This is a genomic window from Marmoricola sp. Leaf446, from assembly GCF_001424755.1.
In the GTDB taxonomy this organism is placed as follows: Bacteria; Actinomycetota; Actinomycetes; order Propionibacteriales; family Nocardioidaceae; genus Marmoricola.
The window spans coordinates 245,826-266,539 of record NZ_LMRF01000001.1 but is presented as its reverse complement, the minus strand read 5'-3'; the positions used below and the strand labels follow the sequence as shown (position 1 = coordinate 266,539).

Annotated in this window: 20 protein-coding genes; 4 read left to right on the top strand and 16 right to left on the bottom strand. The window is 73.8% G+C overall.

What is annotated here, in order from left to right; genetic code table 11:
* Position 1: 1 nt before the first annotated feature.
* On the bottom strand, positions 2-685 hold the full coding sequence (locus tag ASG49_RS01150) for a histidine phosphatase family protein (protein WP_056535998.1): 684 nt from the start codon (positions 683-685) through the stop codon (positions 2-4).
* A complete protein-coding gene (hemL, locus tag ASG49_RS01145; protein ID WP_056539499.1) occupies positions 682-2,004 on the bottom strand; it encodes a glutamate-1-semialdehyde 2,1-aminomutase in 1,323 nt (440 codons plus the stop codon). Before hemL ends, ASG49_RS01150 begins: the two co-directional genes overlap by 4 nt.
* Positions 2,005-2,353: 349 nt before the next feature.
* Here hemL and ASG49_RS19210 point away from each other — a divergent pair, with 349 nt between their 5' ends.
* A complete protein-coding gene (locus tag ASG49_RS19210) occupies positions 2,354-3,568 on the top strand; it encodes a lytic transglycosylase domain-containing protein (protein ID WP_235561852.1) in 1,215 nt (404 codons plus the stop codon).
* 90 nt (positions 3,569-3,658) lie between these two features.
* Here ASG49_RS19210 and hemB read toward each other — a convergent pair whose 3' ends face one another.
* The 7 genes from hemB to ASG49_RS01105 all read right to left on the bottom strand — a co-directional run bounded on the left by hemB (position 3,659) and on the right by ASG49_RS01105 (position 11,406).
* The gene (gene hemB / locus ASG49_RS01135; protein ID WP_082533691.1) at positions 3,659-4,639 is read right to left on the bottom strand and encodes a porphobilinogen synthase; all 981 of its coding nucleotides are present in this window, start codon (positions 4,637-4,639) and stop codon (positions 3,659-3,661) included.
* A 2-nt stretch (positions 4,640-4,641) separates the two neighbouring features.
* Positions 4,642-6,336 carry a uroporphyrinogen-III synthase gene (locus tag ASG49_RS01130; protein ID WP_082533690.1) on the bottom strand — a complete coding sequence of 565 codons (1,695 nt, stop codon included), beginning with the start codon at positions 6,334-6,336 and terminating at the stop codon, positions 4,642-4,644.
* A 64-nt stretch (positions 6,337-6,400) separates the two neighbouring features.
* Positions 6,401-7,318, bottom strand: coding sequence for a hydroxymethylbilane synthase (gene hemC / locus ASG49_RS01125; protein ID WP_056539495.1), 918 nt, complete (start codon positions 7,316-7,318; stop codon positions 6,401-6,403).
* Positions 7,319-7,380: 62 nt separating this feature from the next.
* Positions 7,381-8,679 carry a glutamyl-tRNA reductase gene (locus ASG49_RS01120; protein WP_056535989.1) on the bottom strand — a complete coding sequence of 433 codons (1,299 nt, stop codon included), beginning with the start codon at positions 8,677-8,679 and terminating at the stop codon, positions 7,381-7,383.
* The gene (locus ASG49_RS01115) at positions 8,676-9,371 is read right to left on the bottom strand and encodes a redox-sensing transcriptional repressor Rex (RefSeq protein ID WP_235561851.1); all 696 of its coding nucleotides are present in this window, start codon (positions 9,369-9,371) and stop codon (positions 8,676-8,678) included. The genes ASG49_RS01120 and ASG49_RS01115 overlap by 4 nt, the downstream gene beginning before the upstream one ends.
* A 209-nt stretch (positions 9,372-9,580) precedes the next feature.
* Positions 9,581-9,829 (bottom strand): glutaredoxin family protein, encoded by a 249-nt coding sequence (locus ASG49_RS01110; RefSeq protein ID WP_056535982.1) that lies wholly within the window; start codon positions 9,827-9,829, stop codon positions 9,581-9,583.
* Positions 9,826-11,406 (bottom strand): AMP-binding protein, encoded by a 1,581-nt coding sequence (locus ASG49_RS01105; RefSeq protein ID WP_056535978.1) that lies wholly within the window; start codon positions 11,404-11,406, stop codon positions 9,826-9,828. Before ASG49_RS01105 ends, ASG49_RS01110 begins: the two co-directional genes overlap by 4 nt.
* Positions 11,407-11,540: 134 nt before the next feature.
* Here ASG49_RS01105 and ASG49_RS01100 point away from each other — a divergent pair, with 134 nt between their 5' ends.
* From ASG49_RS01100 to ASG49_RS01090, 3 genes are all read left to right on the top strand, one after another.
* Positions 11,541-12,389, top strand: coding sequence for an HAD family phosphatase (locus tag ASG49_RS01100; protein ID WP_056539492.1), 849 nt, complete (start codon positions 11,541-11,543; stop codon positions 12,387-12,389).
* Positions 12,390-12,492: 103 nt separating this feature from the next.
* Entirely contained in the window at positions 12,493-13,275 is a 783-nt protein-coding gene (locus ASG49_RS01095; protein ID WP_056535975.1) for a sigma-70 family RNA polymerase sigma factor, read from the top strand.
* A gap of 193 nt (positions 13,276-13,468) precedes the next feature.
* On the top strand, positions 13,469-14,662 hold the full coding sequence (locus tag ASG49_RS01090) for a DUF5667 domain-containing protein (protein ID WP_156384141.1): 1,194 nt from the start codon (positions 13,469-13,471) through the stop codon (positions 14,660-14,662).
* A 43-nt stretch (positions 14,663-14,705) separates the two neighbouring features.
* On the opposite strand, the gene ASG49_RS01085 is transcribed toward ASG49_RS01090, so the two are convergent.
* The 7 genes from ASG49_RS01085 to ASG49_RS01060 form a co-directional block, all read right to left on the bottom strand.
* Positions 14,706-15,893, bottom strand: coding sequence for a lysophospholipid acyltransferase family protein (locus tag ASG49_RS01085; RefSeq protein ID WP_056535969.1), 1,188 nt, complete (start codon positions 15,891-15,893; stop codon positions 14,706-14,708).
* Complete coding sequence (locus tag ASG49_RS01080; RefSeq protein ID WP_056535966.1) at positions 15,886-16,974, bottom strand: NAD-dependent epimerase/dehydratase family protein; 1,089 nt, start codon at positions 16,972-16,974, stop codon at positions 15,886-15,888. Before ASG49_RS01080 ends, ASG49_RS01085 begins: the two co-directional genes overlap by 8 nt.
* A gap of 15 nt (positions 16,975-16,989) precedes the next feature.
* Positions 16,990-17,091: a 30S ribosomal protein bS22 gene (locus ASG49_RS18105; RefSeq protein ID WP_081683056.1), complete on the bottom strand. Its 102-nt coding sequence runs from the start codon at positions 17,089-17,091 to the stop codon at positions 16,990-16,992.
* Positions 17,092-17,232: 141 nt separating this feature from the next.
* Positions 17,233-17,439 (bottom strand): helix-turn-helix domain-containing protein, encoded by a 207-nt coding sequence (locus tag ASG49_RS01075; protein ID WP_056539489.1) that lies wholly within the window; start codon positions 17,437-17,439, stop codon positions 17,233-17,235.
* A gap of 183 nt (positions 17,440-17,622) precedes the next feature.
* On the bottom strand, positions 17,623-18,810 hold the full coding sequence (locus ASG49_RS01070) for an acetoin utilization protein AcuC (protein ID WP_056535963.1): 1,188 nt from the start codon (positions 18,808-18,810) through the stop codon (positions 17,623-17,625).
* Between the two features lie 7 nt (positions 18,811-18,817).
* Entirely contained in the window at positions 18,818-19,672 is an 855-nt protein-coding gene (gene proC, locus ASG49_RS01065) for a pyrroline-5-carboxylate reductase (RefSeq protein WP_255355067.1), read from the bottom strand.
* Positions 19,669-20,598: a proline dehydrogenase family protein gene (locus ASG49_RS01060; protein ID WP_056535961.1), complete on the bottom strand. Its 930-nt coding sequence runs from the start codon at positions 20,596-20,598 to the stop codon at positions 19,669-19,671. The genes proC and ASG49_RS01060 overlap by 4 nt, the downstream gene beginning before the upstream one ends.
* Between the last annotated feature and the right edge of the window lie 116 nt (positions 20,599-20,714).

Genomic DNA, 20,714 nt, shown 5'->3' with positions numbered 1-20,714 from the left:
CTCAGCCCGCTCCGCCGATCTCGTTCTGGTCGGGCTCGACGCCGCCGGAGGAGAAGGGCTTGTGCCGGTCGGCCACCGGGATCAGGTCGCCCGCGGGCTCGGAGTAGCCGATCGAGACCAGCCGCTCGTCCTCGAAGGTGAACGAGGTCAGGCTGGCCAGGGTGCAGTGGCGCTTGCGGGGGTCGTGGAGGAAGGAGCGTCCCTCCGCCGAGAGCCGGGTGGTCCAGATGGGCAGCTGGTGGGAGACGATCACCGCCTCGTGCCCCTCGGCCTCCTTGCGGGCGTCGAGGACGGCCGGCCACACGCGCGCCACGATCTCGGCGTACGGCTCGCCCCAGGAGGGACGGAACGGGTTCCACATGTGCCGCCACATGTGCGGGCTGCGCAGCACCGACTTGCGGAACCGGAACGGCTTGCCCTCGAAGACGCTGCTGGACTCCAGCACCCGGTCGTCCAGGCGCACCTCGAGGCCGCGCGCGGCGGCCAGCGGCGAGGCGGTCTCCTGCGCGCGCTCGAGCGGGGAGGAGACGATCACCGTGATGTCGCGGTGCCCGATGCGCTCCGCGACCCGCTCGGCCATGGTGCGGCCGCGCTCGGAGAGGTGGTAGCCCGGGCTGCGGCCGTAGAGGATCCCCCGGGGGTTGTGGACCTCGCCGTGGCGCAGCAGGTGGACGGTCGTCTTCACGCGGTGTCTCCTTCGTGGGCACGGGCGGCCGCGCGTGCGGCACCGGGCAGGGCGTCGAGGACGTGGCCGATCGCCCGGTCGTCGTGGGCGGCCGAGAGGAACCACGCCTCGAAGGCGCTGGGCGGCAGGTAGACGCCCTGCTCCAGCATGGCGTGGAAGAAGGCCCGGAACACACCTGTGTCCTGGCTGGCGGCCCCGACGTAGTCGACGACGCGCTCGACCTGCGGGGCGAAGAACACCGAGAACATGTTGCCGTCGTGCTGCACCAGGTGGGGTACGCCGGCCTCGGTCAGCGCCTCGCCGGCCGCGGCCGACAGCGTGGCCGCCGCCGCGTCCACGTGGGCGTAGACCTCGTCGGTCGCCAGCCGCAGCGTGGTGAGCCCGGCGGTGGTCGCGACGGGGTTCCCCGACAGCGTGCCCGCCTGGTAGACGGGGCCCTGGGGCGAGAGCATCCCCATCACGTCGGCACGGCCACCGAAGGCCGCGGCCGGGAAGCCGCCGCCCATCACCTTGCCGAAGGTCATCAGGTCGGGCGCCCAGCCCTCGCGGGCGCCGTCGAGGCCCCACTGGCCCTGCCGCGAGACGCGGAAGCCGGTCATCACCTCGTCGGAGACGAAGAGCGCACCGTGGCGGGCGCAGGTCTGCGCCAGGAACTCGTTGAACCCCGGCTCGGGCGGGACCACGCCCATGTTGCCGGGCGAGGCCTCCGTGACCAGGCACGCGATCTCGCCGCCCCGCTCCGCGAACAGCGTCTCGACGGCCGCGCGGTCGTTGTAGGGCAGCACCACCGTCGCCTCGACCGAGGCCGCGGGGACGCCCGGCGTGCCCGCGACGGCATGGGTGGCCAGCCCGGAGCCGGCCTCGGCCAGCAGCGAGTCGACGTGGCCGTGGTAGCAGCCGGCGAACTTCACGACCACGTCACGACCGGTGAACCCGCGGGCCAGGCGGATCGCCGACATGGTCGCCTCGGTGCCCGAGGAGACCAGCCGGACCTGCTCGACCGGGGTGCGGGCGACGATCTCCTCGGCGAGCTCGACCTCGCTCCGCGACGGGGTGCCGTACGACGTGCCGCGGGCCACCGCCTCCGCGACGCGGGCCTGCACCTCGGGGTGGGCGTGGCCGAGCAGCAGCGGGCCCCACGAGCAGATCAGGTCGACGTAGTCGTTGCCGTCGACGTCGGTCAGCCACGCACCCGCCCCCGACACCATGAACCGGGGCGTGCCACCGACCGCGTTGAACGCCCGGACCGGGGAGTTCACGCCGCCGGGGGTGACCCGGTGGGCCCGTGCGAACCACGCGGCGGAGCCGTCGGTGGGCAGGGGCGTGCGGGCGTCCGGTGAGGACGCCGGGGACGTCGGTGTCTGCGGCACGGCTCCATTCTCCCCGACGGCCCTCAGCCCGGCGAACCGGCGGGCACCCCTCGGCCCCCTCGCGGGGGTGAGATGTTGCCGGGGTTCAGTGCACACCCGTCCGCTTCGGCACTATTGTCAGGCGGGACGAGCCCCCGGTGTGCGCTCGGTCACACGCCGGGTTTGTGCGTGACCGCGTGAGGGAAGTCTCGTTGAAGCAGCACGGGCCGCTCGGGAGGCAGGCACCGCAGGATCACCCAGGGGAGAGAGCACACACATGTCGTCGAGGTCGTTGTCCCGTCGGAGCAAGGCGATCACCTTGGTCCCCCTGGCCGTGCTGTCGGCCGTGTGGACCGGGAGCCTGGTCGCCTCCGGCGCCAACGCGGAGCAGCCGGCCCAGGCCTCCGCCTCCTTGCCCGACGGCACCAGCGTCCCCAGCGACGCGATCGAGGCGCCCGCCAGCGTCCCCGTCGCCGGCGTCATCGCGCCCGCCGTGCCCCAGGGCTCGGCCGACTCCGTCGTCTCCGGCGCCTCGAGCAACGGCATCCCGGCTCCGGCCCTGTCCGCCTACCAGCGCGCGGGCCAAATCATCGGTGCGGCCGACAAGTCCTGCAACCTGCCGTGGGAGATCGTCGCCGCCATCGGTCGCGTCGAGTCCGACCACGGCCGCTACGGCGGCAACAGCCTCACCGACGAGGGCGTGAGCAAGCCCGGCATCTACGGCATCGCGCTCAACGGCAAGAACGGCACGCAGGCCATCAACGACACCGACGGCGGCGAGCTCGACAAGGACACCGTCTTCGACCGCGCGGTCGGCGCGATGCAGTTCATCCCCTCGACCTGGCAGGTCGTCAAGGTCGACGCCGACGGCGACGGCGAGCGCAACCCGCAGGACATCGACGACTCCGCCCTGGCCACCGCGGTCTACCTCTGCTCGGGCAAGGACGACCTGTCCGCACGCGCCGGCCAGGAGGCGGCGGTGTTCCGCTACAACCACAGCCGCGAGTACGTCGACCTGGTGCTCCGCATCATGGAGGCCTACTCCTCCGGCGACTACACCGCCGTCCCGTCGGGCGCCCAGGGCGGCTCGTCGTACTCCCCCAGCAGCAGCACCAGCTACTCCGCCTCGATCGCGAGGTCCTACCAGGCCGCCCGCGAGCGCAAGGCCGAGGCCCGCGCCGCCCAGGTCCGTCGTGAGCGCGCCTCCCAGGGCAGCGGGGGCTCCACCACTGGCGGCAGCCTCGGTGGGACCCCCAGCAGCGGCGGGACCACGACCGGCGGTGGCCTCGTGCCGGGGGGGACCGGCAGCGGGACCCCCACCAGCCCGGGAGGCAACGGCTCCCTCAGCAACACCGTCGAGGGCGTCACGAAGGGCCTGACCGGCGGTGGAGGGGGTGGCGGCACCAGCAGCGGTGGCAGCACGCCCGCTCCTGCTCCTGACCCGGTGACGCCGGTCCTGACACTCGCCGAGGCTCAGGCGAAGTGCATCGGCTCGCTCAACGTCACCAAGTGCGTCAACGACCTGCTCTCCTGATCGAGCACACGAAGCCCCCGGCCTTGGGCCGGGGGCTTCGTCGTTCCCCGCTGGCGAGGAGAGCAGACGTCCTCGTCCTGCAAAGACGGGTCAGGCGTCGAGGAGGCGGACGGCGTCCATGGCCCAGTAGGTGAGGATGATGTCGGCGCCGGCCCGGCGGATCGACATCAGGGTCTCCATCAGGGCGGTGTCGCGGTCGATCCAGCCGCGCTGGGCGGCGGCCTCGACCATGGCGTACTCCCCGGAGACGTTGTACGCCGCGACCGGCACCTCGACGGCCTGGCGCACGGCGTGGAGCACGTCGAGGTAGGCCAGGGCGGGCTTGACCATGACGATGTCCGCGCCCTCCTCGATGTCGAGGCGGGTCTCGCGCACGCCCTCGAGCCGGTTGGGGGTGTCCTGCTGGTAGGTGCGGCGGTCGCCGACCAGCGAGGAGTTCACGGCCTCGCGGAAGGGGCCGAAGAACGCGGAGGCGTACTTGGCGGAGTACGCCAGGATGCCGACGCCCGCGTGCTCCTCGGCGTCCAGCGCCCGTCGGATCACGCCGACCTGGCCGTCCATCATGCCGCTGGGCGCGACCAGGTCGACGCCGGCGGCGGCGTGGGCGAGCGCCATCTGGCCGTAGATCTCCAGGGTGCGGTCGTTGTCGACCCATCCGTCGGGGTCGAGCACGCCGCAGTGGCCGTGGTCGGTGAACTCGTCCAGGCACAGGTCGGACATGACCGTGAGCCCGTCGCCGACCTCGGCCACGACGTCGGTGATCGCGACGTTGAGGATGCCGGCGGGGTCGAGCGCGCCCGAGCCCTCGGCGTCCTTGGTCTCGGGCAGCCCGAAGAGCATCACGCCGCCCAGGCCGGCCTCGACCGCCTCCGCCGCCGCCCGCTTCAGCGAGTCGCGGGTGTGCTGCACGACGCCGGGCATGCTCGCGATCTCGTGGGGCTCGGTGAGCCCCTCGCCGACGAACATCGGCAGCACCAGCTGCGAGGGCCGCAGCGCGGTCTCGGCCACCATCCGCCGCAGCGCGGGCGTACGCCGCAGCCGCCGCGGCCGGACCTCGGGGAAGCCGGTCACGGCTACTTCGAGCTCGCCTTGCGGCGGGTGGCCGGACGACGGTCGGACGGCTTGGTCACCGGCTGGCCCTGGTCGAGCAGCGCGGTGCGCCGTGCACCACCGAAGTCGGCGAGCGCGTCGACCAGCTCCTCGACCGACGGCTCGGAGGCCATCACGTCGACGCGCAGGCCGTGTTCCTCGGCCGTCTTGGCCGTGGCGGGGCCGATCACGCCGATGATCGTCGAGGTGTGCGGCTTGCCGGCGATGCCGACCAGGTTGCGCACCGTCGAGGACGACGTGAACACGACCGCGTCGAACTTGCCCGACTTGATCGCCTCGCGCACCGGCGCCGGCGGCGGGGCCGCCCGGACGGTGCGGTAGGCCGTCACGTCGTCGACCTCCCAGCCGAGCTCGACCAGCCCGGCGACCAGGGTCTCCGTGGCGATGTCGGCGCGCGGCAGGAAGACGCGGTTGATCGGGTCGAGCAGGTCGTCGTAGGGCGGCCAGTCCTCGAGCAGCCCGCGGGCGGACTGCTCGCCCGAGGGCACGAGGTCGGCGTTGAGGCCCCAGTCGCGCAGGGCGGCCGCGGTCTTGTCGCCGACCGCGGCGATCTTGAGGCCGGAGAAGGCACGGGCGTCGAGGCCGTACTCCTCGAACTTCTCGCGCACCGCGCGGACCGCGTTGACCGAGGTGAAGGCGATCCACTCGTAGCGGCCCTCGACGAGGCCGCGCACGGCCTTGTCCATCTGCAGCGGGTTGCGGGGCGGCTCGACCGAGATGGTCGGCACCTCCTCGGGCGTCGCGCCGTAGCCGCGCAGCCGGGCCGAGAGACCGCCCGCCTGCTCCTTGGTGCGGGGCACCAGCACGCGCCAGCCGAACAGCGGCTTGGTCTCGAACCACGACAGCGTCTGGCGCAGGTCGACGACCGGGCCGACCACGGTGACCGCGGGGGGCGTCATGCCGGCGGCGTGGGCGTCGGCGGCGATGTCGTCGAGGGTGGAGACGACCGTCTCCTGCGTGGTGAGCGTGCCGGTGCGGGTCATCGAGACCGGGGTGTCACCGGGGCGGCCGGCCGCGACCAGCTCGGCCGCGACCTGGCCGATCGCGCCGACGGCGGAGAGCAGCACCAGCGTCGGGTGGGTGGCGTACGACGCCCAGTCGATCTTGGCGTCGCCGCACGAGACCACAGCCACCTCGCGGTGGTTCTTGGTGGTGAGCGGGATGCCGGCGTACGCCGGGACGGCACTGACCGAGGACACGCCCGGGACGATCTCGAAGCCGACGTCGGCCTTGGTGCAGGCCAGCGCCTCCTCGGGCCCCGAGGCGTAGAGGAAGGGGTCGCCGGCCATCAGCCGGACCACGCGCTTGCCGGACTTGGCGTGCTTGACCACGACCTTGGCGCGCGCGGCGTGGGTCAGCGGCTGGCCGTCCTCGCCGAAGCCCCCGTCGACGAACAGCGGGCCGGGGAGCTCGGCCTCGGCGTCGTCCTCGAGCGGGGCCGCCAGGCCCAGGACCGAGCGCACCAGGGCCTGGTGGTCGGGGACCTCGGTGACGACGACCTCGGCGTCGCGCAGCAGCTCGACGGCGCGCACGGTCAGCAGCCCGGGGTCGCCCGGGCCGCTGCCGACGAAGGAGACCCACTTGGTGGGCCGCCCCGCGGAGGCCGTGCCGGCGCCCGTTGCTGCGGCGCGGGTGCTGGTGGTGTTCTGCTTGCTCACTATCGCCTTCTTGCTACTTCGGTGACTGCGTCCAGGTGCGTGGTGCGGGTGGTGCGGTGCTGCGTCAGGTCTCGGGGGCGATCAGGTCGGCCGCGCCCTCGGCCAGCATCTCGGCGGCCAGCGACCGGCCGAGGCCCTCGGGGTCCTCGAGCGGCCCCGAGGCCGAGCGGCGTACGGACAGCGTCCCGTCGGGGGACAGTGCGACCGCACGGACCCACAGTTCGTCACCGGAGTCCCCCATGGCAACTTCGGCCAGGGCGCCGACCGGGGCCGAGCAGCCCGCCTCGAGCTCGGCGAGCAGCACGCGCTCGACCGTCACGCAGGCGCGGGTGAGGGCGTCGTCGAGGGCCCCGGCCACGGTCGCGACGAGGTCGTCGTCGGCACGGCACTCGACCGCCAGCGCACCCTGCCCGGGGGCCGGGAGCACCTGGATCGGGTCGAGCACCTCGGTGGCCTCCTCGACCCGGTCGAGGCGGGCCAGGCCGGCGCGGGCCAGGACGACGGCGTCGAGCTCGCCGGAGCGGACCTTGCCGATGCGGGTGTCGACGTTGCCGCGCACGCCCACGAGGTCGACCCCGAGGCCGAGCGCGGCGATCTGGGCGACGCGGCGCGGGGCGCCGGTGCCGACGGTCGCGCCCTGCGGGAGCTCGCCGAGGGTGAGCCCGTCGCGGGCCACGACGACGTCGCGGGGGTCCTCGCGGGGCGGCACGGCGGCCAGCGCGATGCCCTCCGGCGGGGCGGTCGGGAGGTCCTTGAGCGAGTGCACCGCCAGGTCGACCTCACCGCGCAGCAAGGCCTCGCGCAGCGCGCTGACGAAGACACCGGTGCCGCCCATCTGGGCCAGCGGCTCGGTGGAGACGTCGCCGTGGGTGCGGATGTGCACCAGCTCGGTGGCCAGGCCGGTCACCTCGGTGAGCCGGTCGGCGACCAGACCGCTCTGCGTGCGGGCCAGCGCCGAGGCGCGGGTGCCGATGCGGACCACGCGGGTGCGGGGATCCCCGGACGTGGTCTCAGGCGTGGTCTCGGGCGTGGTGGCGGTGCCGGTCACGGGCGCTCCACCTCCGCCCGGGTCACGGCCACGACGGCCTCGGGGTCGAGGGCGAACAGCTCGGCGAGCGCCGCGGCGTAGGACACGGCACCCGACTCGTTGGCCAGCTCCTTGACCCGCACGGTCGGGTGGTGCAGCAGCTTCTCCACGACCCGGCGCAGGGTGCGCTCGACCTCGGCGCGGGTGGCGTCGTCGAGGTCGGGCAGGCGGTGGGCCAGGCGGGCCAGCTCGCCCTCGAGCACGCCCGTGGCCATGGTGCGCAGTGCCACCACGGTGGGGGTGACGCTCTGGCTCCGGCGGGCGGTGAGGAAGGCGGCCAGCTCCTGGCTGACGATGGTGCGCACGCCGTCGACGTCGGCGCCCTCGGGGCTGGCCTCGAGCTCGGCGGCCAGGGTGTCGAGGGCGACCAGGCGGACGCCGGGCAGGTCGGCCACGGCCGGGTCGACGTCGCGGGGCAGCGCCAGGTCGACGACGGCCAGCGGCCGGGTCGGGTCGGCGCGTCGCGCGGCGACCGCCTCGGCGGAGAGCACCTGCCCGGCCGCGCCGGTGCACGAGACGACGATGTCGACCGGGGCGGTCCAGGCGCCGAGGTCGGCCAGCGAGATCGGCGTGGCGTCGTACTGCCGGGCGAGGCGGGCCGCGCCCTCGGGCGAGCGGTTGGCCACGGTGACCGCGCCGGCACCGGCACGGGTGACGGTGGCGACGGTGAGGCCGGCCATCGAGCCGGCACCGACGACGAGCACGCGCTTGCCGGCCAGCGGGCCGACGTGGGCCACGGCCCGGTCGAGCGCGGTGGCGACCAGGCTGGGCGCGACGCGGTCGATGTCGGTCTCGGCGTGCGAGCGCTTGCCGACGCGCAGCGCCTGCTGGAACAGCACGTTGAGCGAGGGGCCGACGGTGCCGACCTCCTGGCCCACGCGCAGCGCCTCACGGGTCTGGCCGAGGATCTGGCTCTCGCCGAGCACCATCGAGTCGAGGCCCGCGGCGACGTGGAAGAGATGGCTGACGGCGCCGTCGTCGTAGTGGACGTAGAGGTGCTCGAGCATCTCCTCGGCCGGGCGACCGGTGCGCTCCCCGAGCATCCGCGAGATCGCCTCGACGCTGCCGTGGAAGCGGTCGACGTCGGCGTAGACCTCGGTGCGGTTGCACGTCGAGATGACCGTGGCCTCCAGGACGTGCTCGACGTCGGTGACCTCGCGGATCAGCTTCTGCACGCCGTCGGCGTCCAGCGCCACCTGCTCCAGCACGGGCACGGGGGCGGTCTTGTGGGACAGGCCCACCACCAGGACGCTCATCGGGCACCTCCGGCGGCGGTCCGGGCGACCTGCTCGACGACGATCGCGGGCGCCGAGGCGGCCGAGGCCTTGCGCTGCTCGTGGTAGGCGAGGATCTGCAGCTCGCTGGAGAGGTCGACGCGGCGCACGTCGACGCCCTCGGGCAGGGTCAGGATCGTCGGCGCGAAGTTGAGGATGCTGCGGATGCCGACGGCGACCATGCGGTCGGCGACGTCCTGGGCGGCCACGGCCGGGGTGGCGATGACGCCGATGCCGACGCCGTGCTCGGCCACGACCTCCTCGAGGTCGTCGAAGGAGCGGATCTCCAGCCCGGCGACCACCTCTCCCTGGCGGGAGCCGTCGGCGTCGAGCAGGGCGACGGTGCGGAAGCCGCGGGAGGAGAAGCCGGAGTAGTTGGCGAGCGCGTGGCCCAGGTTGCCGATGCCGACGACGACGACGGGCCAGTCCTGGGTCAGGCCGATCTCGCGCGAGATCTGGTAGCGCAGGTAGTCGACGTCGTAGCCGACCCCACGGGTGCCGTAGGAGCCGAGGTGGGAGAGGTCCTTGCGCAACTTGGCGCTGTTGACGCCGGCGGCGGTCGCGAGCTCGAGGCTCGAGCAGGTCGTGGTGCCGGCCTCGCTCATCGCGTTGAGCGCCCGGAGGTAGACCGGGAGACGGGCCACCGTCGCCTCGGGGATCCTGGTCGCACTCACGCTGGTGACACTCTCCAGACCGGTCGGAGCACCCTCCTGGACTGGAGGGCCTCGATCACTCTAGGAGTTTGTGAACTCGCGAACAAACCAGCGACGGCCCAGGGCTAGCACAGGTGAGAATGCTCACCTCCACCGGGGGCCTACCCCCGGGTCCGTCGCGTCGTGCGAGCTCCGGCCGGGCCGCTGACCTGGCCGGGAGGGGTGTCGGCTCAGCCCGCGGGACGGGCCAGCGCCGCCCGCAGCCGACGCTCGTCGACCCGCCAGAAGTCGTGGCGGCGGCCGTCGACCAGCGTCACCGGCACCTGCTCGGTGTAGGCCTCCTGGAGCTCGGCCGAGGAGTCGACGTCGACCTCCTCGAAGCCCTCCCCGAGGTCCTCGCACACCGACTGGACGACCGTGCGGGCCTCCTCGCACAGGTGGCACCCGACCCGGGTGTAGAGCGTGACGCGGGCGGTCACCGCAGCAGCCCGGGGTCGCGGCGGCGGGCCTCGGCACGCAGCCGGCCCTTCTGCACCTTGCCGGTCGCGGTGTAGGGCAGCTGGTCGACCACCTCGACCACGGTCGGCTGCTTGAAGCGGGCCAGCCGGTCGGCGCAGTGGCGGCGTACGACGTCCTGGAGCTCGTCGGCGGACAGCCGCGAGCCGGACGGCACGACGTAGGCCACGACGGCCTCGCCGGTCGCCTCGTCGGGCACGCCCACGACCGCGACCTGGGCCACCTCGGCGAGCTCGCCGACGACCTCCTCGACCTCGACGGGGAAGACGTTGAAGCCCGAGACGATGACGAGGTCCTTGACGCGGTCGACGAGGTAGAGGTGGCCGTCGGCGTCGAGGTAGCCGACGTCGCCGGTGGCCCACCAGCCCTCGGCGTCGGGACCGCCCGCCCCGTCGGGCCAGTAGCCGGAGAACAGGTTGGCGCCGCGCAGCTCGATCTGGCCCGCGTCGGCGGGCTCGGGCGTGCGGCCCGCCTCGTCGACCAGCCGCACCTCGATGCCGGTGAGCGGACGGCCCACCGAGCGCGGTCGCAGCGGCTGCCCGAGGGTCGAGGTGACCACGGGGGCGGCCTCGGTCAGGCCGTAGCCCTGGTGCACCTCGACGGTGGTGCGCTCGGTGAAGGCCTCGGTGAGCTCGGGCGCGAGCGGCGCGGAGCCGCTCAGCACCAGCCGCACCGGACCGAGCCGCTCCTCCAGGCCGGGGACCCCCAGCCAGGCCGAGAAGACCGGCGGCGCCACGGGGACGACCGAGACCGCCTCGTCCTCGATCAGGTCGAGCGAGCCCTCGGGGTCGAAGCCGTCGACGAGCACCAGCCGGGCGTGCTGGCGCAGCACCTGGCCGAGCACCGCGTTGAGGCCGTAGACGTGGTAGAGCGGCAGCACCCCGAGGACGACGTCGCGCCCGGTCACCATCGGCGGGTCGGCGGTCGCCACCTGCTCGACGTTGGCCAGCAGTGCCCGGTGCGACAGCATCGCCGCGCGGGGACGCCCGGAGGTGCCGCTCGTGTAGAGCAGCACCGCCAGGCCCTCGGGGTCGGGGCGCACCGGCGTGGGACGACCTCCCCGGGAGACCAGCTGGTCCCACCCGCGCTCCCCCGGCTCCAGGGTGGTGCCGACGGTGACGATGCGGGGCCGGGCCGAGGCCTCCTGACCGGCGGCCACCATGGCCTCGCCCAGCCCGCGGACTGCGGCGCGCACGGTGGTGACGGTGGCGGCGTCGGCCACCACCATCCGGGTGCCGGAGTCGACCAGGACGCGCACCAGCTCGCCGGTCACGCTGCGCGGGTTGACCGGCACCGCGACCATCCCGGCCCGCAGCACGCCGAGGTAGGCCGCGACGAACTCGATGCTGTTGCCCGCGGCGATCATCACGCGGTAGCCGGCGACCATGCCGGCGTCGGCCAGCCCCTGCACCACGCGCTCCACCAGGTCGTCGAGCCCGGCCCACGTCACGCTGCGACCGGTGACCGCCTCGGAGAGCGCCGTCTTGCCGGGTTCCTCGACGCACGCCCGGGTCAGGAGGTCGGCGACGTTGGACTCCATCGGAGGAGTCTCCCACACGGCGAGGTGCCCCTAGGCTGTGCCGCGTGACCCCTCCGCCGCCCGGCCGCTCCGGCGACAAGCGGCCCTCACGCCCCTCGCGTCCCTCCCGCAAGGCCCCGCCGCGACCGCCCAACCTGCAGCGCCGCTCCCAGCTCGCCGGCGAGGCCGCCGCCGCGATCGCGGAGGTCGAGAGCGCGCTCAGCGTCGAGGCCGACCAGACGACGGCGGCGTTCTTCGACGTCGACAACACCGTGATGCAGGGCGCCTCGATCTTCCACCTCGCCCGGGGGCTGCACCGTCGGGAGTTCTTCACCACCAAGGACATCCTGGGCGCCGCCTGGAAGCAGGCCTACTTCCGCGTCGTCGGGGTCGAGGACCCCGAGCACGTCGCCGACGCCCGCGCCTCGGCGCTGTCCTTCATCGCCGGCCACACCGTCGAGGAGCTGGAGTCGCTCGGCGAGGAGATCTTCGACGAGCGGATGGCGCACCGGATCTGGCCCGGCACCCGGGCGCTGGCGCAGCTGCACCTCGACGAGGGCCAGCGGGTGTGGCTGGTGACGGCGGCACCCATCGAGATCGCGACCATCATCGCCCGGCGGCTCGGCCTCACCGGCGCGCTCGGCACGGTGGCCGAGCACGTCGACGGCGTCTACACCGGCGAGCTGGTCGGCGAAATGCTGCACGGCTCGGCCAAGGCGGTGGCGGTGCGCGAGCTGGCGGACCGGTTCGGCCTCGACCTGGCCCTCTGCTCGGCGTACTCCGACTCCTACAACGACCTCCCGCTGCTGACCCTGGTGGGCGACCCGTGCGCCATCAACCCCGACGCCCGGCTGCGCGACCACGCCAAGGCGCAGGGCTGGCGGGTGCGCGACTACCGCACCGGACGCAAGGCCGCACGGGCCGGCGTCTTCACCGCCGCGGTGGCCGGCGCGGTCGCCGGCACCGCCGCCGCGGGCAACGCGTTGCGGCGGCGCGTGCTCTAGGCAGATCTGGCGAGCCGATTCGGTTCACAGGCGTTCACCGGACGCGTAGTCTCACCAACTGGTCAGCCAAGGGAGACCGGCGTCGCGCCGGTGGGAGCGTGCCATGCAGCGAGACGAGGTCCTGCGCGGTCTCGACGCGCTCAGGCGCGCCGTCCTCGAGGTACTGCTCGGACCCGCCCCCGTGGCCGCCGGTGCCGACGTCCCCACCACGACCGGTCGGCTGCTCATGTCGCAGTCCGGTGCCGCGGCCGGCACCACGGGCTCCGGGCGTGGGACCGGCGGACCCGGCGAGCACGGCGACGCCGACCAGGCGGCCTCCTCGGCCGAGGACGAGGCCGAGCAGGCCCGGCTGATCGCGCTCGTCGAGCTGGCCCGCGGCGGCGACGCCGAGGCGTTCGGCCAGCTCTACGACCACTACCACGCCGGGGTGTTCCGGTTCCTCTACTACCGCGTGGGGTCGGTGCAGCTGGCCGAGGACCTCACCTCGGACACCTTCTTCCGCGCGCTGCGCGCGATGAGCACCTTCCGCTGGCAGGGCAAGGACTTCGGCGCCTGGCTGACCACGATCGCCCGCAACCTCACGACCGACCACTACAAGGCCGGCCGCACCCGCCTGGAGCAGACCACCGAGGACATGGGCACCCTCGACAGCGCCACCGAGGGTCCCGAGAGCGCCGTGCTGGCCTCGCTGACCAACGAGGCGCTGATGGCGGCCCTGGGCGAGCTGCCCACCGAGCAGCGCGACTGCCTGGTGATGCGGTTCCTGCAGGGCCTCTCGATCGCCGAGACGGCCGAGGTCCTCGGCCGCAGCTCCGGGGCGGTCAAGCAGCTGCAGCTGCGCGGGGTCCGCAACCTCGCCAAGGCGCTGCCGGAGGACCTCCGATGAGGCCCCTCACGAGCCCTCGCCGCGGTGTCCGGAATGCCGGACTGTCCGAGGGGTGGATGTTGCCGGACGGTAACTTGTCCACCGCCATAACTTCGCCGCGCGACGCGTCGTTGTGGGGCTCGACAGGATGTACGCCGAGCCCGGGTCGGACCCGTGGCCCGGACGCCGCCACCGGCAGTTCAGGACGATCCGCATGAGCCCCTCCTCCTCGCCCCGAGGCACCGCCGAGGAGCTGCAACGCGTCCTCGACGGTGACGCCACGGCCGAGGAGGCCGCGCGCCACGCCCGCCTCGTCCGCACCGTGGCCGTGCTGACCGACCACCCGGCCGTGCAACCCCGCGCCGCGTTCTCCGCCGACCTCCGCGACCGGCTGATGGCCGCCGCGGAGACCGAGCTCGTCCCCGACCGCACCGCCGTCGTCCGCACGCTGCGCCCCGTCGCGCCGGCCCGCCGCCGGGTCGGGGCGGTCGCCGCCTCCCTCGTCATCGTCGGCAGCACGGCCGGCCTGGCAGCCGCGTCGAGCGACGCCCTCCCGGGCGAGACCCTCTACCCCGTCAAGCGCGGCACCGAGCAGGTCGGCACCTCGCTGAGCCTCGGCGAGTCCAGCAAGGGCCGCTCCGTGCTCGACCAGGCCGCCACCCGTCTCCAGGAGGCGCAGGCCCTGCAGGACGAGGGCGCCGACGACCGGCTCGTGACCGGGGCGCTGCGCTCGTTCCGCGCCTCCGCCGTCGACGGCTCCTCGCGGCTGTTCGCCGCCTACGCCGCCGAGCAGGACCAGGCCGACGTCGTCGCCGTCCGCAGCTTCGCCACCCGGCAGATGGAGGCGCTCGATGCGCTGTCCCAGGACGCCGACCCGGTCGTGGCCGCAGCACTCGTCGACGCCGCGGACACCTTGGCCGACCTCGACCTGAGGGCGCAGGACGTCTGCCCCGGCTGTCCCGGCGAGACGCTCGCGGTGCCGACCTCGGTGGCCGCGGGCGCCGGCGGCGCCACGGTCGACGCGCTCCTCGCGCGTCCGGTCGCCCAGGCCCGTGTCGACCGTCAGGCCATGGAGGCGCTCGAGCTCGGACAGCTGCGCGACCGCGCCCAGCGCAGCGCCGGCGACGTGTGGGAGTCCGACCGGCTGCAGCGATCGGTGCCCCCGGTCAGGGTCGACCAGCACGGACCCGTCGCCAGCACCGTCACCGCGGGCACCCCCACGACCCCGACGCTCCCCGAGCGTCCTGTCCGCGACCTGCTGGACGGCGTCACCGGCACCGTCAGCGGCGTGACCGGCACGATCCGCACCACGGTGCCCGCGACCGGCCCGACGCTCGACGGCGTGGAGCAGGTCGCCGAGGACCTCGACGACACGGTCACCGGGGTCACCGGAGAGCTGCTGCCCTGACCTGGGCCGTCTGCCCACCCGTCGACCGTGTCGGGCGCCGGGGTCAGGAGAAGACCGAGCGCCGCTTCATGAGCAGGGTGTAGAGCGTCTGCTGGATCGACTCGCGCACCTGGTCGGTGACGTTGAAGACCAGCATCGGGTCGTCGGCCGCGCCCGCGTCGTACTCGTCGGTGCGGATCGGCTCGCCGAACTCGATCAGCCACTTCGACGGAAGCGGGATCAGGCCCAGCGGGCCGAGCAGCGGGAACAGCGGCGTGATCGGCAGGTAGGGCACGCCCAGCAGCCGTGCCAGCGAGGGCACGTTGCCGACGAGGGGATAGATCTCCTCGGCGCCGACGACCGACGTCGGCACGATGGGTACGCCGGTCCGGATGGCCGCCGACACGAAGCCACCCCGACCGAACCGCTGCAGCTTGTAGCGCTCGCTGAAGGGCTTGCCGATGCCCTTGAAGCCCTCGGGCCAGACACCCACCAGCTCGCCCTCCCGCAGCATCCGCTCGGCGTCGTCGTTGCAGGCCAGCGTGGCGCCGCCCCGCCGGGCGAGGTCACCCACCAGCGGGAGCTTGAAGACCAGGTCGGCCCCGAGCGGGCGGAGGTGGCGACCGGTGTGGTCGAAGACGGTGACCGCGGTCATCATGCCGTCGACGGGCACGGTGCCGGAGTGGTTGGAGACCACCAGGGCGCCGCCGACGTCGGGGATGTTCTCGGCGCCGATCACCTCGATGCGGAACCACTTCTGCGCCACCGGGCGCAGCGCGCTCAGCAGGAACCGGTCGGTGAACTCGGCGTCGAAGCCGAAGTCGTCGACCACGAACTCACCGGTCAGGCGGCGCCGCAGCACGGCGAGGAACTGCGCCAGGCGCGGCTCCCAGCTCTCGCCGAACATCTCCTGGGCGGTGCGGGTGAGCGCGGCCAGCCACTCCCGGGGCGCGATGGCCGGGCCGGGGAGGCGGTGCTCGGTGCGGGCGGGGCTGCGACCGGGGTCGGGGGCGCCGGACGCGGCCGGGGCGCGCTGCCCGGGCGGCACGGGCGGGACAGCGCCGGAGGACCGCTCGTCGGCAGCCGGCGACGGCGTGGCTCCGCCCGGGGCCGGTCCGTCGGCCGGGTCGGCGTCGCGGGGGCGCGGGGTGCGCGCGGCCAGGCTGCGGCTGCCGGCGGACGGACGCTCGCCGCCGTTGCCGCGACCGGGGCGCCCGCGGGTGCCGATCGGGATGATCTCGGCGTCACCCATCGTGGCCCTCCCGACCGAGCAGCGCGGGGCCGGTCGTCGCGGGCACCGACGACCGGGCGGGCGTCCCGACGGCGTGCAGCGCCCCGGCGAGGGCGTGCTCGGCGGCACGGAGCCGGTCGGGACCCAGCAGCCCGGGCGTGAGCGAGGTGGCGAAGTCGTCGAGCGCCTCGGCGGTGGTGTAGCGCGGCTCGAAGCCGAGCATGGTGCGCATCCGGGTGGTGTCCATGCCGCGGCCGTAGGTCAGGAAGGCGACCTGCTCGGGCGAGAAGTCGGCGACCTTGGTCTGCCGGATCGCCGACCCGAAGGAGGGCACGGCGAAGCCGGGGAGCGGGATCGAGGGCCGGCCGAGGCGGCGTACGGCCTGGGCGAGCGTGAGCACGCCGTCCCCGGCGACGTTGTAGGTGCCGGTGACCTCGCTCAGCGTGGCGTGCTCGAGCACGTCGAGGGCGTCCTGCTCGTGGAGCAGCTGCAGCCGCGGGTTGTGGCCGAGCACGGTGGGCACGACCGGCAGCCGGAAGTAGCCCGACATCGCGGTGGTGATGCGGGGCCCGATGACGTTGGCCAGCCGCAGCGTGGTGACGTCGACGTCGGGACGGCGCCGGGCGAAGCCACGCGTGTAGGACTCGACCTCGCTGACGTCCTTGGCGAAGCCGCCGCCGGCGAGCCGCTTGGCGGTCATGCCCTCGGTGAACTTGGCCGGGTCGCGGTGCGAGGCGCCGTAGAACGCCGCGTTGGACTTCAGCACCAGCTTGCGCACGTCGGGGGCCTGCTGGCACGCCGCCAGGAGCTGCATCGTCCCGATGACGTTGAGCTCCTTGGTCGAGGACCGCCCGCCGGCCGCCGCGGGCGTCGCCGCGACGCTGGCGTGGACCACCGTGTCGACACGCTCGCGCACGATCACCTTGGCGATGACCGGGTTGCGGATGTCGGCGCGCACGAAGTGGGCCTTGCCCAGGTCGCCCCGGGGCGGCAGCACGTCGACCGCGACGACGCGGTCGATCCCCGGCGACCCGGACAGCTGCGCCGCGAAGCGGCGCCCGAGGTCGCCGGCGACGCCGGTGACGAGGACGACGTGGCCCATGTCGGGGCTAGGCCCTCACTTGCCCAGACGACGACGCTGCACGCGCGTCTTCTTCAGCAGCTTGCGGTGCTTCTTCTTCGCCATGCGCTTGCGGCGCTTCTTGATGACAGAACCCACGTCGGACCTATTCGTTGAGGCTGGTTGAGAACGCCGCCGGGACCCGGCGGCGCAGAAGCCACAGCCTAGCCGTCGACCCCCGCGCCCTCCCAATCAGGCCGGAGGGCGGACGGGGCGCGGGACCCGGCCCGAGCCCGCGGGTCAGCCGGCGTCGTAGAAGCTCGTCTTGAGGTACTCGTCGACGTCGTCCTCGCTGACCCGGAAGGAGCGGCCCACGCGGACGGCGGGCAGCTCGCCGTTGTGGACGAGGCGGTAGACGGTCATCTTCGAGACCCGCATCAGGGCGGCGACCTCGGCCACCGTCAGGAACTTCACCTCGGAGATGTCTCCCGGCTTGTTGGTCGGCATGGTCACACCAAGCTTTCTGTTGCACGTCCCCCGGCAGTCCCACGACGACCCCACGTGCGCTGTGAGAAGGATAGGGCTCGTGTGACCCGTGTGCCACACAATCGCAGGAGTGACTCGTGAGGTTGCGGCGTGTCGACTTGCGCTCGACGCACGGGCCACTCTCACCGTAGCCGCGACCGCGGCTCAGTGCATCGGGTCGAGGCCGTGCTCGGGGAAGGTCGCGTCTCGGGTGGCCTGCACCGCCCGGTCGAGCCAGGTGTCGGGGTCGAACCCCTCGCCCCAGTCCTTGTACGCCGCGGAGCGCCCGTCGGTCATCCGCGACGGGGCGCGCACGCCGAGCCGCTCCAGCACGCCCTCGCGCCACGCCTCCGGGGTGGCGAGGTCGGCCTCCAGCGGGGCGCCGCCGACCACACCGAGCAGGTGGGTCCAGGCGCGCGGCACGACGTCGACCACGGCGTAGCCGCCGCCGCCGAGGGCGACCCACTTCCCGCCCGCGGTCTCGTGGGCCAGCTCGTGCAGCGCGAGGTAGCTGGCCCGCTGGCCGTCCACGCTGAGCGCGAGGTGGGCCAGCGGGTCGTCGCGGTGGCTGTCGCAGCCCTGCTGGGTGACCAGCACGTCGGGGGCGAACTCGCGCAGCAGCGGCGGCACCACGGCGTGGAAGGCGCGCAGCCAGCCGGCGTCGGCCGTGCCGGGCGGCAGCGCCACGTTGACGGCCGTGCCGACCGCGTCGGGACCCCCGGACTCCGCGGGGAAGCCGGTCCCGGGGAACAGCATCTGCCCGGTCTCGTGCAGCGAGACGGTCAGCACCCGGGGGTCGTCGTAGAAGATCCGCTCGACGCCGTCGCCGTGGTGGACGTCGACGTCGACGTAGGCCACCCGCTCGGCGCCGTGGTCGAGCAGCCACCGGATCGCCACCGCGACGTCGTTGTAGACGCAGAAGCCGCTGACCCGGTCGGGCATCGCGTGGTGCAGGCCGCCGGCGATGTTGGCGGCGTGGTCGACCTCCCCGGTCCAGACCTGGCGGGCCGCCTCGACGCTGGCGCCGACCACGTGGCGGGCGGCCTCGTGCATCAGGGCGAAGGTCGGGTTGTCGTCGCCGCCCAGGCCGCGGGGCAGGTCGGTGAGCGAGGGGTCGCGGCTCGAGCGCATCACCGCCTCGATCATGGCCGGGTCGTGCACGGTGACGAGGTCGTCCTCGGTCGCGTCCGGCGCGGCGACGACCGTCAGGGTGTCGAGCACGCCGACGTGCCGGGCGAGGTCGACGGTGAGGTCGACCCGGACGGGGTTCATCGGGTGCTCGGGGCCGAAGTCGTAGCCGGTGAGCGACTCGTCGTACACCAGGCAGGCGCGGCAGGTGCGGTGCTCGTCCACGGCCCGCTCAGTCCTCGTCGCGGGCCAGCGCGACCGAGCGGTTGCGGGCGGCCTCCATGGCGGTGATGAACGCGGCGCGGACCTTGTGGTCCTCCAGCTCGCGGATGGCGGCCGCGGTGGTGCCGCCGGGCGAGGTGACCTGCTCGCGCAGCACCGTCGGGTGCTCGCCGGTCTCGCGCAGCAGCGTCGCCGAGCCGACCACGGTCTGCACCACCAGCTCGGTGGCGGTGCTCCGCGGGAGCCCGAGGTGGACACCGGCCTCGATCATCGCCTCGACGACGAAGAAGAGGTAGGCCGGACCGGAGCCGGAGATCGCCGTCACCGCGTCCTGCTGCTTCTCCGGGACGCGCAGCACCTTGCCGGTGACCGCCAGCATCGCCTCGGCGCGGGCCAGGTGCTCGACGTCGCAGTGGCTGCCCGCCGAGATCGCGGCCATCCCCTCGTCGACCAGCGCCGGGGTGTTGGGCATCACCCGGACCACGGCGACGCCCGGCTGCAGCCGCGCCTCGACGAAGGCGGTGGTGATGCCGGCCGCCAGGCTGACCACCAGCTGGCCGGGCACGACGTGGTCGCGCACCTCGGCCAGCACCTCGGACATGTCCTGCGGCTTGACCACCAGGGCGACGGTGTCGGCCACGGCGACCGCGGCGAGGTCGTCGACCACGCGGACGCCGTAGCGGTCGGCGAGCACCTGCGCCCGGTCGACCCGCTTCTCCACCACGAGCAGCAGCGACGGGTCGTGGCCGCCGCGCACCAGCCCGGAGATCAGGGTCTCCCCCATCACCCCGGCACCGATCACCGCGGTCGTCGTGCCGGCGGACAGCGAGGCGGCAGGCTGGTCGGCGGGCTGGTCGGCGCTCACTTCTGCGACACCAGGGAGCGCAGGAAGAAGGTCAGGTTGGCGGGGCGTTCGGCGAGGCGGCGCATCAGGTAGCCGTACCATTCGTCGCCGTAGGGCAGGTAGACCCGCACCTGCTCGCCGGCGCGGGCCAGACGCTGCTGCTCCTCGGCGCGGATGCCGTAGAGCATCTGGAACTCGTAGGTGCCGGGCATCCGGCCGTTGCGGGTGGCCAGCGCCGCGGCGATCTTGACCATCCGCGGGTCGTGGGTGGCCACCATCGGGTAGCCCGACCCGGCCATCAGCACCTTCAGGCAGCGCACGTAGGACTTGTCGACCTCGTGGCGGTCGGTGAAGGCCACCGACTCCGGCTCGTTGTAGGCGCCCTTGCACAGCCGCACCCGGCTGCCCTCGTGGGCGAGGTCGCGGCAGTCGGCCTCGGTGCGGTGCAGGTAGGCCTGCAGCACCGCACCGGTCTCGGGGTAGTCCCGACGCAGCTCGCGCAGCGTCGCGAGGGTGCGGTCGGTGGTGGTGTGGTCCTCCATGTCGAGGGTCACCGTGGTGCCGAGCTGGTGGGCCGCGGCGCAGATGCGTCGGGCGTTGTCGGTGGACAGGCGCTCCCCGACCTCGGGCAGCGCCTGGCCCACCGCGGAGAGCTTGACGCTCACCTCGGCGTGCCGGGCCAGGCCGGCCCGACCGAGGGCCTCCAGCAGCTCGAGGTAGGCCTGGACCGTCGACTCGGCCTGCGCCTGGTCGAGGGTGTCCTCGCCGAGGAAGTCGAGCGTCACCTGCAGGCCGTCGGCGACCAGCTCGGTGGTCGCAGCCACGGCCTGCTCGGTCGCCTCGCCCGGCACGTAGCGCGTGACGATGGCGCTGCTGACCGGGACCCTGGTGACCAGGCCCTTCACCGCAGGGCTGCGGGAGAGCAGCAGGAGCAGCTGACGGAGCACGGGAGTTCCCCCCTCGACGGACGTGCGGCCACGGTATCCCCGGGACGCCCGACCACCCCACCACGGGCTGGCACCATGGCGCGCATGCTCGTCCACGACCCGCGACGCCCGCTCCC

Bases quoted from the DNA above. Each gene is read 5' to 3' on its own strand.
- ASG49_RS01105 (WP_056535978.1), bottom strand. From the start codon at position 11,406: ATGGAGTCCAACGTCGCCGACCTCCTGACCCGGGCGTGCGTCGAGGAA.
- ASG49_RS01075 (WP_056539489.1), bottom strand. From the start codon at position 17,439: ATGCCGACCAACAAGCCGGGAGACATCTCCGAGGTGAAGTTCCTGACG.
- ASG49_RS01085 (WP_056535969.1), bottom strand. From the start codon at position 15,893: ATGGGTGACGCCGAGATCATCCCGATCGGCACCCGCGGGCGCCCCGGT.
- ASG49_RS01095 (WP_056535975.1), top strand. From the start codon at position 12,493: ATGCAGCGAGACGAGGTCCTGCGCGGTCTCGACGCGCTCAGGCGCGCC.
- ASG49_RS01080 (WP_056535966.1), bottom strand. From the start codon at position 16,974: ATGGGCCACGTCGTCCTCGTCACCGGCGTCGCCGGCGACCTCGGGCGC.
- ASG49_RS01120 (WP_056535989.1), bottom strand. From the start codon at position 8,679: ATGAGCGTCCTGGTGGTGGGCCTGTCCCACAAGACCGCCCCCGTGCCC.
- ASG49_RS01090 (WP_156384141.1), top strand. From the start codon at position 13,469: ATGAGCCCCTCCTCCTCGCCCCGAGGCACCGCCGAGGAGCTGCAACGC.